Here is a 15,639-nt window from a genome sequence, read left to right on the forward strand (position 1 = left end):
TCCGGGCCCGCCACGCCCGCCGCCCACCGCCCCGACCTGCCCGACATGCCCGAGCCGCGGGTGCGCGAGTTCCCGGCGCGCAGCATCGGGGGCGGACTCGCCCTGCTGCTGGGCCTGCTCGGACTGCTGATCGCGGCGGCGCTGATCGCGAGTGCCGCGACGGTCACGGCGATCGGCGCCAGGGTCGCTCTGATCGCCGCGGGCGCCCTGATCGGTCTTGCCGCACTGATCGCGATGTGCGGGCTGAACATGGTCGCGCCGGGCGAGGCACGGGTCGTGCAGCTCTTCGGCCGCTACCGGGGCACGATCCGCGAGGACGGGCTGCGCTGGGTGAACCCGTTCACCTCCCGGCAGAAGATCTCCACCCGCGTCCGCAACCACGAGACCGCTGTGCTCAAGGTCAACGACGCCTACGGCAACCCCATAGAACTCGCCGCGGTCGTCGTCTGGAAGGTGCGGGACACCGCGCAGGCCACCTTCGAGGTGGACGACTTCCTGGAGTTCGTCTCCACCCAGACCGAGGCGGCCGTGCGCCACATCGCCCTCGAGTACCCCTACGACGCCCACGAGGAGGGCGGCCTCTCCCTGCGCGGCGACGCCGAGGAGATCACCGAGAAGCTCGCCGCCGAGCTGCACGCGCGCGTGGAGGCGGCCGGAGTGGAGATCATCGAGTCCCGCTTCACGCACCTGGCCTACGCTCCCGAGATCGCCTCGGCGATGCTCCAGCGGCAGCAGGCCGGCGCGGTCGTGGCGGCCCGGCGCCAGATCGTGGAGGGCGCGGTCGGCATGGTCGAGGAGGCGCTCGCCCGCATGTCCGAGCGGGACATCGTGGAGCTGGACGAGGAGCGGAAGGCCGCGATGGTGTCGAACCTGATGGTGGTGCTGTGCGGGGACCGGGCGGCGCAGCCGGTGCTGAACACGGGGACGCTCTACCAGTGACGGCCACCGAGGAGGGGCCCTCCCCCAGGCGCGGGCCGCAGCGGCGCAAGCAGGTGCTGCTGCGGCTGGACCCGTCGGTCTACGACGCGCTCGCCCGGTGGGCCGCGGACGAACTGCGTTCGGCCAACGCCCAGATCGAGTTCCTGCTGCGCCGTGCCCTGGCGGAGGCCGGCCGGCTGCCCGAGGGCACGGGCCCCCTGCCCCGCCGCGGCCGCCCGCCCAAGGACTCCGTTCGCGACGAACCCCCGCCGGTCTGAGGACCGCCGGGGGTTCGCGCCTCGGGGCCCGGTCCGGCGGTCCACCGGGCCCGGCCGGGCCGTCGGCGTCCCGGCCGGACCCAGGGGCCACCGAGCCGCCGGACCGCCGGGTCCAAAGCCCCGGCCACCGGTGTCCGAGGGCGTACGGCTTCCGTAGCAGAACCGTGACAACCGCCTCTCACCTGCGGCATCACCCCTTCGCACCGCTCAGTAAGCACGCGATGTATACACACGACGTATACACAGCGCGTACAGTGCTTCCCATGTCCATCGGTCACACCCTTCTGGGACTCCTGGAGTCCGGCCCGCGCCACGGCTACGACCTGAAGCGGGTCTTCGACGAGAAGTTCGGTCACGACCGGCCGCTGCACTACGGCCAGGTCTACTCGACGATGTCCCGCCTGCTGAAGAACGGGCTCGTCGTGGTCGACGGCATCGAGGCGGGCGACGGCCCCGAACGCAAGCGCTATGCGATCACCGAGGCCGGCATCACCGACGTGGAGCGGTGGCTCACCACGCCGGAGAAGCCGGAGCCGTACCTTCAGTCGACGCTCTACACCAAGGTCGTCCTCGCGCTGCTGACCCACCGCAACGCCGCCGACGTCCTCGACATCCAGCGCGCCGAGCATCTGCGCAGCATGCGGATCCTGACCGACCGCAAACGCAAGGGGGATCTCGCGGACCAGCTGATCTGCGACCACGCCCTGTTCCACCTCGAGGCCGACCTGCGCTGGCTGGAGCTGACCGCCGCGCGCCTCGACAGGCTCCGTGAGGCGGTGACCCGGTGACGGCTCCCGTGCCCGGCGCCCTGCTGACCGCCGAGAACCTGCGCAAGACCTACGGCCCGACCGTCGCCCTGGACGGCGCCGGCCTCTCCCTCCACCCCGGCGAGATCGTCGCCGTGATGGGCCCCTCCGGCTCGGGCAAGTCCACGCTGCTGCACTGCCTCGCCGGGATCGTCACCCCCGACTCGGGATCGATCACCTACGACGGCCATGAGCTGACCGCCATGAGCGACTCCCGGCGCAGTGCGCTCAGGCGCTCGGAGTTCGGGTTCGTCTTCCAGTTCGGCCAGCTGGTGCCCGAGTTGACCTGCGTGGAGAACGTGGCCCTGCCGCTGCGGCTGAACGGCACGCCCCGCAAGGAGGCCGAGCGCACCGCACTGGCGTGGATGGAACGCCTGGAGGTCGCCGACCTGCGCGGGAAGCGTCCCGGCGAGGTCTCCGGCGGTCAGGGCCAGCGCGTCGCGGTCGCCCGCGCCCTGGTCACCGGCCCCAGGGTGCTGTTCGCCGACGAGCCGACCGGCGCGCTGGACTCCCTCAACGGCGAGCGGGTGATGGAGCTGCTGACGGAGGCCGCCCGGTCCTCCAACGCCGCCGTCGTCCTGGTCACGCACGAGGCACGGGTCGCCGCCTACTCCGACCGCGAGATCGTCGTGCGCGACGGCAAGTCGCGGGACATGGAGCGGGCCGTATGAGTGCGCATTGGGAGGACCTCCCCGCTCGGGCGCAGTCCAGAGCTCGGGAGGGGGTCCGTGACCTGTTCATGGGCGTCAGATTCGCGTGCACGGGGGGCCGTGAGGGCTGGACGCGGATGCTGCTGACGGCGGTCGGCGTCGGTCTCGGCGTGGCCCTGCTGCTGCTGACGGCCGCGGTCCCCAATGTGCTCGCGGCACGGCACCAGCGGGAGGAGGCCCGTCTGAACTACACCTACTCCCAGGAAAACGTGCCGAGGGCCGACAACACCCTGGTGATCGCGGACGCCGACACCTCGTACCACGGCAAGGACATCCGCGGGCGGCTGGTGGAGCCCGAAGGGCCCCGCGCCCCGCTCGCACCGGGTCTGACGAAGTATCCGGCGCTGGGCGAGATGGTCGTCTCCCCCGCGCTGAGGGAACTGCTCGCCTCCGAGGACGGGAAGCTGCTGCGGGAGCGGCTGCCGTACCGGGTGGTCGGGACGATCGGGGAGAGCGGACTCATCGGCCCGCGCGAGCTCGCCTACTACGCGGGGGCGGAGAACCTGGCGGCCCGCATCAACGGCTGGCAGGCGGCCCGGATCACCGAGTTCGGCGATCCGGACCCCACGTCCGAGCCGAAGGACCCGGTGCTGCTGCTGCTCGTGACGGTCGTCTTCGTGGTGCTGCTGATGCCGGTCGCCGTGTTCATCGGCGCGGCCGTGCGGTTCGGCGGCGAGCAGCGCGACCGCAGGCTCGCCGCGCTGCGGCTGGTCGGCTCCGACATCTGGATGACCCGCCGGATCGCGGCCGGCGAGGCACTCGCGGGCGCCCTGCTCGGACTGGTCTTCGGCACGGTCTTCTTCCTGATCGGCCGCCAGTTCGCGGGCTCCGTCGAGGTGCTGGGCATCAGTGTCTTTCCCGGCTACCTCGATCCCTCGCCCGTGCTGGCGGCGCTGGTCGCGGTCGCGGTCCCGGCCGCCGCGGTGCTGGTCACCCTGCTGGCGCTGCGCAAAGTGGCCATCGAGCCGCTGGGCGTGGTGCGCACGGCGAAGCCCCCGCGGCGCCGGCTGTGGTGGCGGCTGCTGCTGCCGCTGGGCGGCCTGGTGCTGCTGTATCCCATGCTCGGCCAGGGCCGCACCCATGGGCCCTTCAACCAGTTCCTGGTGGTCTGCGGTGTGGCGCTGCTGCTCGTCGGCGTGACCGCGCTGCTGCCGTGGGTCGTGGAGACGGTCGTCGCCCGGCTCGGCGGGGGCGGGGTGTCCTGGCAGCTGGCGGTACGACGGCTCCAGCTGAACAGCGGTACGGCGGCACGCCTGGTGAACGGCATCGCGGTCGCGGTGGCCGGGGCGATCGCGCTGCAGATGCTCTTCACGGGGGTGGAGAGCGACTACATCAGGCACTCCGAGAACGATCTGCTGCGGGCTCAGATGCAGGTGAACGTGCCGGAGGGCGTCCCGCTCGCCGCGGCGGCCGAGAAGCTCTCCGCCACCCGGGGCGTGCGCCAGGCCATCGCGCTGTCGGGGACGGACGCCGGCGACCGTCCCTGGAACGACGAGCGGCCTCCGGACCCCCTGGTCCAGGTGACGATCGGCGACTGCGACTCCCTGCGCCAGGTGGCGCGCCTGCCCTCCTGCCGGGACGGCGACGTCTTCACGCTGAAGGGCGCGGACCACGAGTCCGCCGACGCCGACACCGCGAAGCTGGCCGAGCCCGGCCGCAGGCTCCACCTCAACGCCTCGGCCGAGGAGCCGGCCCGGCAGGCCGTGTGGACCGTCCCGGCCGGTCTGAAGTCCGCCCGCTCGGTGAAGGACCCGACGGGAGTGCGGCGCGGCGGCTTCCTGCTGACCCCGGCCGCGGCGCCCGCGAAACTCCTCTCCCAGGGCGGGGGCGCGGTCTTCCTGAGGATCGACCCGTCGGTGCCCGACGCGCCCGAGCACGTGCGCAACACCGCCGCGCGGGTGGATCCGTTGACGGTCACCACACTGTGGTCGTCCAGCGAACGGACGAAGCAGTTCGCCTCCCTGCGCACCGGTACGCTCATCGGCTCGATCTGTGTGCTGCTGCTGATCGGGGCGAGCCTGCTGGTGTCGCAGCTGGAGCAGCTGCGCGAGCGGAAGAAGCTGCTGGCGGCGCTGGTGGCCTTCGGCACCCGGCGGCGCACGCTGAGCCTGTCGGTGCTGTGGCAGACGGCGGTCCCGGTGGCACTGGGCCTGCTGCTGGCCTCGGCGGTGGGCCTCGCCCTGGGCGCGGTGCTGCTGGGGATGGCGAACACACCGGTGGCCGTGGACTGGGGGAACGTCCTGGCCATGGCCGGCATCGGCGCCGGTGTCGTCCTCGCCGTCACCCTGCTCAGTCTGCCGCCTCTTCTGCGGCTGATGCGCCCGGACGGGCTGCGCACCGAGTGACGGGACCGCGCACCGGGTGACGCCCGCGAGCGGGTCCCGCGCCGGGGCCCGCTCGTCCTTTCCCCCGCGCTCCCCCGTGCTCCGGCTCGCCCCCGTGCTCCGGCGAAGTCCCCCTCGCCTCGCCGTCACCGCGCCGGATCCGTCACCGTCCCTGCGGCAGAACCTGGCGCCGTCGCTCCGGTGGGACGACGTGTCCCCGCCGCCAGTCCCGGTCGTCCTCGTCCAGCACCCGCACCGGCAGGGACCGCAGGTCCTCGCGCAGAGCGGCGGCGAGTTCCCGGTACTCGGCGGCGCGGGCCGCGCCCGTGCGCATGGCCAGGGCTATGCGGCGGGCGGGGGCGGGATCGGCGAAGTAGCCGGTGAGGAGCCGGCTGCTGCGGGAGGTCTCGAGCCGGAGGGCGGTGCGGGGCAGCAGGGTGCAGCCGAGACCGCCGGCGACGAGCTGGACGAGGGTGGACAGTCCGGCGGCGGTCGTCGTCACCGGCGCGTCCTCGCGGCCTGCCTCGCGGCAGATCTCGAGGGCCTGGTCGCGCAGGCAGTGGCCCTCGTCGAGGAGCAGCAGATTCAGCTCCCTCAGGGCCTCGCGCGGTATGCCCTTCTGGTCGCCGAGCGGGTGGTCGAACGGGGTGACCAGGACGAAGTCCTCGTCGAAGAGGGGAAGTTCGACGATGCCGGGCACACCGAGCGGCACGGCGAGCAGCAGCAGGTCGAGCCGGCCGTCGGTCAGCCCCTCCAGCAGGTTCGCGGTCTGCTCCTCGTGGACCTGGAGGTCGAGGGCGGGGTAGCGGTCGTGGACCAGACGCAGAACGGTGGGCAGCAGGTAGGGCGCCACGGTGGGGATGACGCCGAGACGCAGGACGCCGGTGAAGGGGGCGCGGACGGCCTCCGCCTCCTCCAGCAGGGCGTTGACCTCTTCGAGGACGGCCTTGGTCCGTATGAGGAGACGTTCACCCGCCGGAGAGAGCAGCACCTTGCGTGTCGTACGCTCCACAAGGGTGACACCAAGTGTCTCCTCCAGGGCGGAGACGGCTCCGGAGAGGGCCGGCTGGCTCATGCCCATCGCCGCGGCGGCCTCCCGGAAGTGCAGATGCTCGGCGACGGCGGCGAAGGCGCGCAGCTGGGACAGGCTGGGCTGCCTGCGCGAACGGCTCATCGATAGCTACCTCCGATCAACTCGACCGAGTGTAGCTATTTCCGTAATCAATGCACCGTGTGCCAACATCAACATCGTCCAACCCCTGGGAAACACAGGCAGAGCCTGTGTTTCTTCGCTGCAAGGAGATCGTGTGCTCACCGTCGGTGACAAGTTCCCCGAGTTCGAACTGACCGCCTGCGTCTCGCTGGAGAAGGGCAAGGAGTTCGAGAAGATCAACCACAAGACCTACGAGGGCAAGTGGAAGGTGATCTTCGCGTGGCCCAAGGACTTCACCTTCATCTGTCCGACCGAGATCGCTGCCTTCGGCAAGCTGAACGACGAGTTCGCCGACCGTGACGCCCAGATCCTCGGCTTCTCCGGTGACTCGGAGTACGTCCACCACGCCTGGCGCAAGAACCACGAGGACCTGCGCGACCTGCCGTTCCCGATGATGGCCGACCCCAAGCACGAGCTGATGCGGGCTCTGGGCATCGAGGACGAGGAGGGCTTCGCCCAGCGCGCGGTCTTCATCGTGGACCCGAACAACGAGATCCAGTTCACCATGGTGACGGCGGGTTCGGTCGGCCGTAACCCGAAGGAGGTCCTGCGGGTCCTGGACGCCCTGCAGACCGACGAGCTGTGCCCGTGCAACTGGAACAAGGGCGACGAGACGCTGGACCCGGTCGCCCTGCTGGCGGGTGAGTGACGCCGTGTCCCTGGACTCCCTGAAGTCCGCCCTTCCGGACTACGCGAAGGATCTGAAGCTCAACCTGGGCTCGGTCATCGGCAACAGCGACCTGCCCGCGCAGCAGCTGTGGGGCACGGTGCTGGCGACGGCGATCGCCTCGCGCTCGCCGATCGTGCTGCGGGAGCTGGAGCCGGAGGCGAAGGCCAACCTGTCGCCGGAGGCGTACACGGCGGCGAAGGCCGCTGCCGCGGTGATGGCGATGAACAACGTCTTCTACCGGACGCGGCACCTCCTCTCCGACAAGGAGTACGGCACCCTGCGCGCCGGTCTGCGGATGAACGTCATCGGCAACCCCGGCGTCGACAAGGTCGACTTCGAGCTGTGGTCCTTCGCGGTCTCCGCCGTCAACGGCTGCGGCATGTGCCTCGACTCCCACGAGCAGGTGCTGCGCAAGGCCGGTGTCGAGCGGGAGACCATCCAGGAGGCCTTCAAGATCGCCGCGGTGATCCAGGCCGTCGCGACGACCCTGGACGCGGAGGCGGCTCTCGCCGGCTGACGCGGGCTGACGCAGCCTGACGCCGGGCGGCGCCCGCCGCGTGCGTCGACGAAACCCCGTTCACCCTCGAGGGTGAACGGGGTTTCGTGTTCTCCCGCCGGTGTCCGCCGGCTCGTCACTGAGAGGTGGGCGAGTCCGCCGCGGCGGCCTGGCGCCGGGCCTGCTCCTGCGCATACGCCCGCAGATAGACGACCACCGTATTGGCCACCGCGACCAGCGGCACCGCGACCACCGCGCCGCCGATCCCCGCGACCAGACCGCCCGAGGCCACCGCCAGCACCACCGCCAGCGGATGCACCCGGACCGCGCGCCCGAGGATGAACGGCTGGAGCACATGTCCCTCGATCTGCTGCACCGCCAGCACCACCACCAGCACCATCACCCCGGTGAAGACGCCCTGCGTCACCAGCGCGACGACCACGGCCAGCGCTCCGGAGATCACCGCACCCACCAGGGGGATGAAGGCGAACAGGAAGATGAACACGGCCAGTGGCACGGCCAGCGGCACATTCAGGAAGTAGAGCCCCAGCCCGATGAAGATCGCGTCGATCAGGGCCACGAGCACCGTGCCCCGCACATACGCCGTCAGCGTCCGCCACGCCCGCGGCCCGGCCCCGGCCACGCCCGGCCGTGCCGCCGCCGGCACCAGCCGCAGCGTCCACTCCCAGATCCGCCGGCCGTCGTAGAGCAGGAACAGCGTGGAGAAGACGGCCAGCAGGATCCCGGTCAGTGCCTCCACGACCACGGTCACGCCCTGCAGGCCGGCCGACGTTATCTGCTCGGTGTTGGCCCCGATGGCCTCCCGCAGATTCTTGGCGATCTGGTTGATCTGCTTGTCGGTGACGTGGAAGGGGCTGTTCAGCAGCCACTTGCGCAGCTGGTCGATGCCGTCCTGGATCTGTTTGGAGAGCGTGTCGATGTTCTCCATGACCTGCCAGGTCACGAACCACCCGATCAGCCCCATGACGACGAAGCCGAGGATCGCGGTGAGCGCGGTGGCCGGTCCGTGCGGCAGCCCGTAGCTCCTCAGACGCGCCACCGTCGGCTGCAGCAGCGCGGTGATGAGCAGCGCGGCCGCGAACGCGAGCACCACCAGCCGGACGGCGCTGATGACCTGCATCAGCACCCAGACCGTGCCCGCGAGCACCAGCACCCGCCAGCCGACCTCCGCCGCCACCCGTACGCCCCAGGGCACGGCCTGTGCGGGATCGGGCCGGGCCTGGACGACGGTCACGTGCTCCGGCAGGGGCTGGATGTCCGTGCCCGGCTCCGGCTCGGCCCCGGCCCGTTCCTTCTCCACCTCGGCGCGGTGCTGTTCCCACCGCTCACCCATCCGGGTCAGTCCGGCACCGAGCCGGCCGATCCACCGTGGCACTCGCGACATGATCGGTCCTCTTCCCCCGTCTCTGCGCACCACTCCACTCCCTGGAGCCGTTCAGTCCGACCGTACAGCGCGACAGCCCCTTCCTTAAGACAGGAAGGGGCTGTGCGGGGGTTGAGAACGGCGGCCGATCCGGCCGGCCGGGCCCGTCCGGCTCAGTACCAGTGGTTGGCCTGCCAGAAGGACCACGCGCCACAGGGGCTGCCGTAGCGCTCGTTCATGTAGTTGAGGCCCCACTTGATCTGGGTGGCCGGGTTGGTGCGCCAGTCGGCACCCGCGGAGGCCATCTTGGAGCCGGGCAGCGCCTGGACGAGGCCGTAGGCACCGGAGGAGGGGTTGGTCGCCTGGTAGTTCCAGCTGGACTCGCGCTGCACGATGTTGCTGAAGCACTGGAACTGGTCGGCGGGCACGATCGAGCGCGCGATGGCCTGGACCTCGGCCACGGTGTACGAGCTCTTGACCGCGAAGCTGGCGACCTCGCGGGCCGCGCTGCGGCTGGCCGCCGCCTCCCGCTCGGCGCGCTCCTTGGCCTCCTTGGCCGCCCTCTCGGCTTCCGCCTTCTTGGCGATCGCCGTCCGGGCCGCCTCCTTGCGGGCGGCCTCCTCTGCCTCCTTCTTGGCGCTGACGTCCGCCGCGATGGCCTGTGCGTCGGCCTGCTGCTCGAGCGAGACGGTCTGCACCTGGGCCTGCTGCCCCACGGGTATGTCCGCGAGAAGCGTCGTCACGTCGGCTGCCGTCGCCTCGGCGTCGTTGTTCTGCGCGACGCTGCTCGAGGCAACACCGACGACACTTCCGACGGCGGTGACCGCGGTGGCGGAGGCCACTGCGAATCCCCGAACCGAGATCCGGCTCACACGGTTTCCTTCCAGCATCGCCCGCTGAGGTGACCCTGGCGGACGCGATCGTGCCCCTGTCACTGGCCTCCCAACTGAGGGGTCACGGAAGGCGCGGGCCCGGCGGGCAACTCCTGCGGGGGGAGCGCCGCGTGGTGCTCGGGCGGCATACGACGACGCTATGGAGTTGAAACGGTGTGTCTGCCGTGCCTCCCCCGGGCCCGGCGCCCGGGAGGCGCCCCAGGGGGTACGGCCGTGTCGTATGCGGGGCCTGACAGGAGTGAGACTTTGCCGTAACACAACGGCTCATGGCAATTCCGAGTTGCGTGTGAAAGCTCACACCCCGTTCGCCCCAGGAGTTTTCCCGGATCACCCGCATGCAAAGGCGCCGTCCGGCTAGGCTCGGGCCTTTGCCGGACGGCGCCAACTCCCCTTTTTCGCCCGAATGCAGGCTGATTCGATCAGATGTGCCCGTCCTCCAGCATTTCGGTCACAAGGGCCGCGATCCGGGACCTCTCGGACCGGGTCAGCGTCACGTGCGCGAAGAGCGGATGCCCCTTCAGTCTCTCCACCACGGCGACGACACCGTCGTAGCGGCCGACCCGCAGATTGTCCCTCTGCGCCACGTCATGGGTGAGAACGACCCGGGAATTGGCGCCGATTCGGGACAGGACGGTCAGCAGCACATTCCGTTCGAGTGACTGCGCCTCGTCGACGATCACGAACGCGTCGTGCAGCGACCGGCCGCGGATGTGGGTGAGCGGCAGCACCTCCAGCATCCCGCGCGCGGTGACCTCCTCGATGACCTCGCGGGACGTGACCGCCGACAGCGTGTCGAAGACCGCCTGCGCCCAGGGGCCCATCTTCTCCGCCTCGGTGCCGGGCAGATAGCCGAGCTCCTGCCCGCCGACCGCGTACAGCGGACGGAAGACCATGACCTTCTGGTGCTGACGGCGCTCCAGAACCGCCTCCAGGCCCGCGCACAGGGCCAGCGCCGACTTGCCGGTGCCGGCCCGGCCGCCCATCGAGACGATCCCGATGTCCGGGTCGAGCAGCAGGTCCAGGGCGATCCGCTGCTCAGCGCTGCGCCCCTTGATGCCGAACGCCTCCCGGTCGCCGCGCACCAGGCGGACATCGCCCTCGGGGGTGACGCGCCCCAGCGCCTTGCCGCGCTCGGACTGGATCCTCAGACCGGTGTGCACGGGCAGGTCGGCCGCCTCGGGGACATGGAGGCGCCCCTCCTCGAAGAGGATGTCCACCTGTTCGCCCGAAAGGGTGAGTTCGGACATTCCGGTCCAGCCGGAGGCGTCCGTGATGGCGAGCTCCGCACGGTACTCCTCGGCCAGCAGGCCGACGGAGGAGGCCTTGATCCGCAGCGGCAGGTCCTTGGAGACGACGGTGACGTCGTACCCCTCGGCCTGCAGATTGCGGGCGACCGCGAGGATGCGGGAGTCGTTGTCCTCCAGGCGGTAGCCGGTGGGCAGCACACTGGGGTCCGAGTGGTTGAGCTCGACCCGGATCGTCCCGCCGAGGTCCCCGATCGGTATGGGGGCGTCGAGGCGGCCGTACCGCACCCGGTAGTCGTCGAGCAGGCGCAGGGCCTGCCGGGCGAAGTAGCCGAGCTCGGGATGGTGCCGCTTGGCCTCCAGTTCCGTGACCACGACGATGGGGAGCACGACCTCGTGCTCGTCGAAGCGGGTCAGGGCGTTCGGATCCGCCAGCAGGACGCTGGTGTCGAGGACGTAGGTGCGCCGGTCCGGCTTATGGCGCTTTGTGCTGGTCACCACGGAAGGACGTACCCCCTCGGATGCGGTCGGGGAGCGACGAGGTGGAGCTGGGCCGGTCGACGGCCCCCGCACACGGCGGGCCGTGAACCGGCCCTCAGCTTCGTCTTCCGTGCTGTGACCACACGGTCGGGCTGGTGCAAAGGGCCTCCCGGGCGGACGGCGTCGGACCGTCCGCTGAGATCCGACACCCGTGGTTCGGGTGTCGACCTGTCTGACTTATGCCCTCGAACGCGCGCCGCCATGCAAATGCACGGAACGACGCACGAACGGACCCGGAAGGACAGGTGTCTCTCGGAGGGAGGCGTACGTCCGTCAGATGCCGTAACGGCGGTGGCGGGCCGCGTAGTCGCGCAGGGCGCGCAGGAAGTCGACCTTGCGGAAGGCCGGCCAGTAGGCCTCGCAGAAGTAGTACTCCGAATGCGCCGTCTGCCAGAGCATGAAGCCGGACAGCCGCTGCTCGCCGCTGGTGCGGATCACCAGGTCCGGGTCGGGCTGGGCCTTGGTGTAGAGATGGCGGCCGATCATGTCGATGTCGACGGACTCGGCCAGCTCCTCCATGGAGATGCCCTTCTCGTGGGCCTCCAGGAGCATGGAGCGCACCGCGTCGGCGATCTCCTGCCGCCCGCCGTAGCCGATGGCGACGTTGACGACTATTCCGTCGATGTGGGCGGTGGCCTCCTCGGCCTCCTTCAGAGCGGCCTGCATGCCCGGCGGCAGCAGGTCCAGGGTGCCGACGTGGTGCACACGCCAGCGTCCGTCGGCGGCCAGCGAGCGGACGACGTCCTCGATGATGCCGAGGAGCGGGACCAGCTCCTCCTGGGGGCGGTCGAGGTTGTCCGTGGAGAGCAGCCAGAGGGTGACGACCTCGACGTCCGTCTCGGCGCACCAGCCGAGGAACTCCTCGATCTTGTCCGCGCCGGCCCGGTGGCCCTGGGCGGTGGTGGAACCCGCGGCCCTCGCCCAGCGCCGGTTGCCGTCCATGATGACGCCGATGTGCTTGGGCACCTTGGCGGGGTCCAGGCGCCCCTCCACCCGGCGTGCGTACAGCCTGACCAGCAGGCCGCGCAGCTTGTCGCGCAGGTTCACGTCTACGTCAACCCCTCCGTACGGCGGTCCCAGGGGGCGAAGCCTACCGCCGGGAAACCCGGTGTCCCCCAACAGGGCACCGTCCGTCCTCCGCCGCCCGACTCGCCTCATCGCACCGCCCGGACGCGCCGCCGTCCGGCCGCTTCGGAGGTGCCCTTCCGCCGTCCAAAAGAAACGGGCCGGTCCGTGGGGGGGAGACGGACCGGCCCGAGGGGGGGGTTTCCACCATAACCCTTTGTGAGTGATGCTGCGTGCATCAGCGCAACACAACTACTCTCCGAAGTCATTCGGCGACGCCCCGGCAGGGGTGGAAGCCCTCGTTCCGCGTCCGATCATGGCCGGATCCCAGCGGAATCCCAGGAAAAACGGCCGGGAGACGACACGAACCGGAGGGTTTGGGCCATCCAGGGCCACTCGGCGCGCCGCCCTTCGCATCCCCCTCCCGGGCGACCCGGTCGCGAACGTCCGCTTGACACCGGCGGCGGCCGGACGAGGCTCCGCTCACCGCGGTCAGCAGGGACGTGGCACCGCGCGACCCCCTCCGCCACGCGGTGCCACCCGCGCGGCTTTGCTCGCGCGAATTCCCTTGGTCTGTACTTTACGTGGAGCGATCGGGTGAATCGAGTGGCGGGCGGTAACAATGTGGACAACATGTGCGCGCCGATTCGGCCGGCGCCGTCGTCCTCGTCGCTCAGCGCCCCTTCCGCGCCCCCACAAAGATGGCGCACAAGCGTGCGCTGCGCACGGCCCCCGCGCCGCGATCCGTTCGCACGACGCCCGCACCGGGGCGCCCACCCCGGCGGAGGGGCCCCGGGGAGGCCACTGGCACGGGCCGCGCGAGCCGCACGGGCCACGCATGCACGGGCTGCGGGCTGCCGGAGCGCGGGGGCGGTCACCGGTCCCGGGACACCGGCCGCCGCTGAGTGACCGGTGACCTCTGGGGCGCCGGTCGTCCCCGGGTCACCGGCTGCTCTTGAGAAGCGGCTGCACCTCCTGCGCCGCGAAGCGCACGAAGCCCTCGGGGTCCGGCTCGTCCCCGGTCGGCTGGAGGACCACCGTGTCGGCACCGGCGTCGGCGAGGGTCCGAACGGCCCGGGCGACGGCAGAGGCGTCCCCGGCGACACCGAGGTCCGGGACACCGGCCTGCCCCTCGGCCTCCAGCTCCGCGCGCAGACGGGCCTCGGCACCGGGCCCGGTGGCGGCGAGCAGATAGACGACCACACGGTGCGGCTCGTGGTCGCGCCCCGCCGCCTTGCGCCCCTCGTCGACGAGCCGGCGGGCACGTCGTACGCCCTCCACGGGGGTGGACGCCGTGAGGATCGTGCCGTCGGCCGTCTCGCCGGACAGGCGCAGGGTGCGGGGACCGGTGGCACCGGCGAGGACCGGGGCCGGTACGGCACCGTCCGGCGGCCAGTCCAGGGCCACGTCGTCCAGCCGGACGTACCGCCCCTGCGTGGTGACCCGCTCGCCGCGCAGCAGGGCGCGCAGGGCGGTGAGATATTCGCGCAGCAGGGTCAGCGGGGACTCGGCCCGCGCGCCGACCTGCTCCATCCAGTCCTGTACGCCGTGGCCGACACCGAGGAGCGCACGCCCCGGGAACATGCGGTGCAGGGTGGCGGCCTCCATGGCGGTGAGGGCGACATTGCGCAGCGGCACGGGCAGCAGCCCGACCCCGATCCGCACCCGTTCGGTCCAGGCGAGCGCGGCCGCCGCCGTGGAGATCCCGCCCTCGCGAAAGCAGTCCTCCCACAGCCACAGCTCCTCGAGACCGGTCTCGTCGGCGAGGCGGGCGACCGAGCGCAGCCGCTCGGGAGGCAGCTGGGGACGGAAGACGACTCCGAGTTCAGTCACACGCACTTCCTCCCCACCCGTCCGTCCTCTCACACCCTCGCCTTCTCTCACACCCCCGCGACCCCGCCCAGCAGCAGCCCGGTGAACGCCCCGCCGAGCATGAACGGGCCCAGCGGAATCGCCGACCTGCGGCCCGCGCGGCGCAGCACCACCAGGCCCAGCCCGTAGACGGCCCCGTACAGCAGCCCGGCGAAGGCGCCCACGACGAGGACGGACCAGCCGTACCAGCCGAGGACCGCACCCAGTGCGAGCGCCAGTTTGACATCGCCGAAGCCCATGCCGGAGGGGTTGACGAGAAAGAGCACGAAGTACGCGGCCCCCAGGGCGAGCCCGCCGAACAACGCCGTCGGCCAGGAGCCGGCGGCGCCGGGCAGGAGGGCGGCGAGCCCCAGCAGAACGGCCGTCGCGGCGGCGAGCGGCAGCGTCAGGACGTCCGGCAGCCGGTGCACCCGGTGGTCGACGAGCGCGAGCAGGACGCCGACCGGCGCGGCGAGCAGCCAGACGACGGCTTCCGGGCGGGGTCCGGTGGCGGCGGCGAGCGCGGCGCAGACCAGCGCGGTCACCATGGCGACGACCGGGGCGCTCGGCCCGTACGGCCCGCACCCGGCCGGTACGGCCGTGCACCGGGCCGGGCCGATCCACCCCCCGAAGGCCCCCGTGATGGGGTGTCCTCCAGGGCATCGCGTCCTCCACGCCTCCCCCGCGTCGACCGAGAACCGGTGGGCGGCACGAGGCAGCAGCAGCCCGGCCCCCGCACCCCACAGGGCGGCCACGACGGTCAGCAGTACGCGCAGCACGCCAGGACCCTAGCCCCGGCGCATCCGGCGGGACATGAGCCCGTGGACCCCATGCGGGCCCCACTGCTTCGGGGCTACGGTCGGTTGACGGGGCATACGGCCCGGTGGAACGGCTCGGCGGGAGGGGACGGCTCGGCATGGGACGGCGCTGGCGCGACGGGCGGGGCAGGCTGATCGTGCACGGCTCGCCCCCCGTGACCGTCCCCCTGGAACTGGCGACCTCCTACCGCGCCCGCACCAAGGGCCTGCTGGGCCGCGACTCGGTCGAGGGCGCGCTCCTGCTGTCCCCCGCCGGGAGCATCCACACCTTCCGCATGCGCTTCCCCATCGACGTCGCCTACCTCGACCACAGCCTCCGCGTCCTCACCGTCGTCACCATGCCCCCGGGCCGCCTGGGCCTGCCCCGCCTCCGCTCCCGGCACGTCCTGGAGTCGGCGGCAGGAACGATGGCGGGGTGGGGGCTGCGAG

Annotated in this window: 15 protein-coding genes; 8 read left to right on the top strand and 7 right to left on the bottom strand. The window is 71.5% G+C overall.

Annotation, left to right across the window (positions count from 1 at the left end; all coding sequences use genetic code 11):
- Positions 1 to 45: 45 nt before the first annotated feature.
- The 5 genes from CCN35_RS23975 (at position 46) to CCN35_RS23995 (ending at position 5,057) form a co-directional block, all read left to right on the top strand.
- Entirely contained in the window at positions 46 to 939 is an 894-nt protein-coding gene (locus CCN35_RS23975; RefSeq protein WP_086794328.1) for an SPFH domain-containing protein, read from the top strand.
- Entirely contained in the window at positions 936 to 1,196 is a 261-nt protein-coding gene (locus CCN35_RS23980) for a type II toxin-antitoxin system antitoxin (RefSeq protein ID WP_067397302.1), read from the top strand. Before CCN35_RS23975 ends, CCN35_RS23980 begins: the two co-directional genes overlap by 4 nt.
- Positions 1,197 to 1,459: 263 nt before the next feature.
- Positions 1,460 to 1,984 carry a PadR family transcriptional regulator gene (locus CCN35_RS23985; RefSeq protein ID WP_067397301.1) on the top strand — a complete coding sequence of 175 codons (525 nt, stop codon included), beginning with the start codon at positions 1,460 to 1,462 and terminating at the stop codon, positions 1,982 to 1,984.
- Positions 1,981 to 2,673, top strand: a complete 693-nt coding sequence (locus CCN35_RS23990) for an ABC transporter ATP-binding protein (RefSeq protein ID WP_067397300.1) — start codon at positions 1,981 to 1,983, stop codon at positions 2,671 to 2,673. Before CCN35_RS23985 ends, CCN35_RS23990 begins: the two co-directional genes overlap by 4 nt.
- Positions 2,674 to 2,741: 68 nt before the next feature.
- On the top strand, positions 2,742 to 5,057 hold the full coding sequence (locus CCN35_RS23995) for an ABC transporter permease (protein ID WP_086794315.1): 2,316 nt from the start codon (positions 2,742 to 2,744) through the stop codon (positions 5,055 to 5,057).
- 142 nt (positions 5,058 to 5,199) lie between these two features.
- Here CCN35_RS23995 and CCN35_RS24000 read toward each other — a convergent pair whose 3' ends face one another.
- Entirely contained in the window at positions 5,200 to 6,210 is a 1,011-nt protein-coding gene (locus tag CCN35_RS24000) for a hydrogen peroxide-inducible genes activator (protein WP_086794319.1), read from the bottom strand.
- Between the two features lie 133 nt (positions 6,211 to 6,343).
- Between CCN35_RS24000 and CCN35_RS24005 the strand changes: the two genes are divergently transcribed.
- On the top strand, positions 6,344 to 6,898 hold the full coding sequence (locus tag CCN35_RS24005; protein ID WP_067397298.1) for a peroxiredoxin: 555 nt from the start codon (positions 6,344 to 6,346) through the stop codon (positions 6,896 to 6,898).
- A 4-nt stretch (positions 6,899 to 6,902) separates the two neighbouring features.
- On the top strand, positions 6,903 to 7,436 hold the full coding sequence (locus tag CCN35_RS24010) for an alkyl hydroperoxide reductase (protein ID WP_086794321.1): 534 nt from the start codon (positions 6,903 to 6,905) through the stop codon (positions 7,434 to 7,436).
- Between the two features lie 115 nt (positions 7,437 to 7,551).
- Here the strand turns inward: CCN35_RS24010 and CCN35_RS24015 are convergent, their stop codons facing one another.
- The 6 genes from CCN35_RS24015 to CCN35_RS24040 form a co-directional block, all read right to left on the bottom strand.
- On the bottom strand, positions 7,552 to 8,820 hold the full coding sequence (locus CCN35_RS24015; RefSeq protein WP_067397296.1) for an AI-2E family transporter: 1,269 nt from the start codon (positions 8,818 to 8,820) through the stop codon (positions 7,552 to 7,554).
- Between the two features lie 152 nt (positions 8,821 to 8,972).
- A complete protein-coding gene (locus tag CCN35_RS24020) occupies positions 8,973 to 9,671 on the bottom strand; it encodes an aggregation-promoting factor C-terminal-like domain-containing protein (RefSeq protein ID WP_067397295.1) in 699 nt (232 codons plus the stop codon).
- A gap of 440 nt (positions 9,672 to 10,111) precedes the next feature.
- On the bottom strand, positions 10,112 to 11,437 hold the full coding sequence (gene phoH2 / locus CCN35_RS24025; protein ID WP_067397294.1) for an RNA 5'-3' helicase PhoH2: 1,326 nt from the start codon (positions 11,435 to 11,437) through the stop codon (positions 10,112 to 10,114).
- 312 nt (positions 11,438 to 11,749) lie between these two features.
- Entirely contained in the window at positions 11,750 to 12,523 is a 774-nt protein-coding gene (locus tag CCN35_RS24030; RefSeq protein WP_067397293.1) for an isoprenyl transferase, read from the bottom strand.
- A 960-nt stretch (positions 12,524 to 13,483) separates the two neighbouring features.
- Positions 13,484 to 14,374 (bottom strand): LLM class flavin-dependent oxidoreductase, encoded by an 891-nt coding sequence (locus tag CCN35_RS24035; protein ID WP_086794325.1) that lies wholly within the window; start codon positions 14,372 to 14,374, stop codon positions 13,484 to 13,486.
- A 47-nt stretch (positions 14,375 to 14,421) separates the two neighbouring features.
- Positions 14,422 to 15,168 (bottom strand): prepilin peptidase, encoded by a 747-nt coding sequence (locus CCN35_RS24040; protein ID WP_086794330.1) that lies wholly within the window; start codon positions 15,166 to 15,168, stop codon positions 14,422 to 14,424.
- A 140-nt stretch (positions 15,169 to 15,308) separates the two neighbouring features.
- Between CCN35_RS24040 and CCN35_RS24045 the strand changes: the two genes are divergently transcribed.
- Positions 15,309 to 15,639 (top strand): DUF192 domain-containing protein (locus tag CCN35_RS24045; protein WP_086794326.1); only part of this gene is annotated, 331 nt, incomplete at its 3' end.

The organism is Streptomyces thermovulgaris (assembly GCF_002155915.1).
GTDB classification, from domain to species: domain Bacteria; phylum Actinomycetota; class Actinomycetes; order Streptomycetales; family Streptomycetaceae; genus Streptomyces; species Streptomyces thermovulgaris.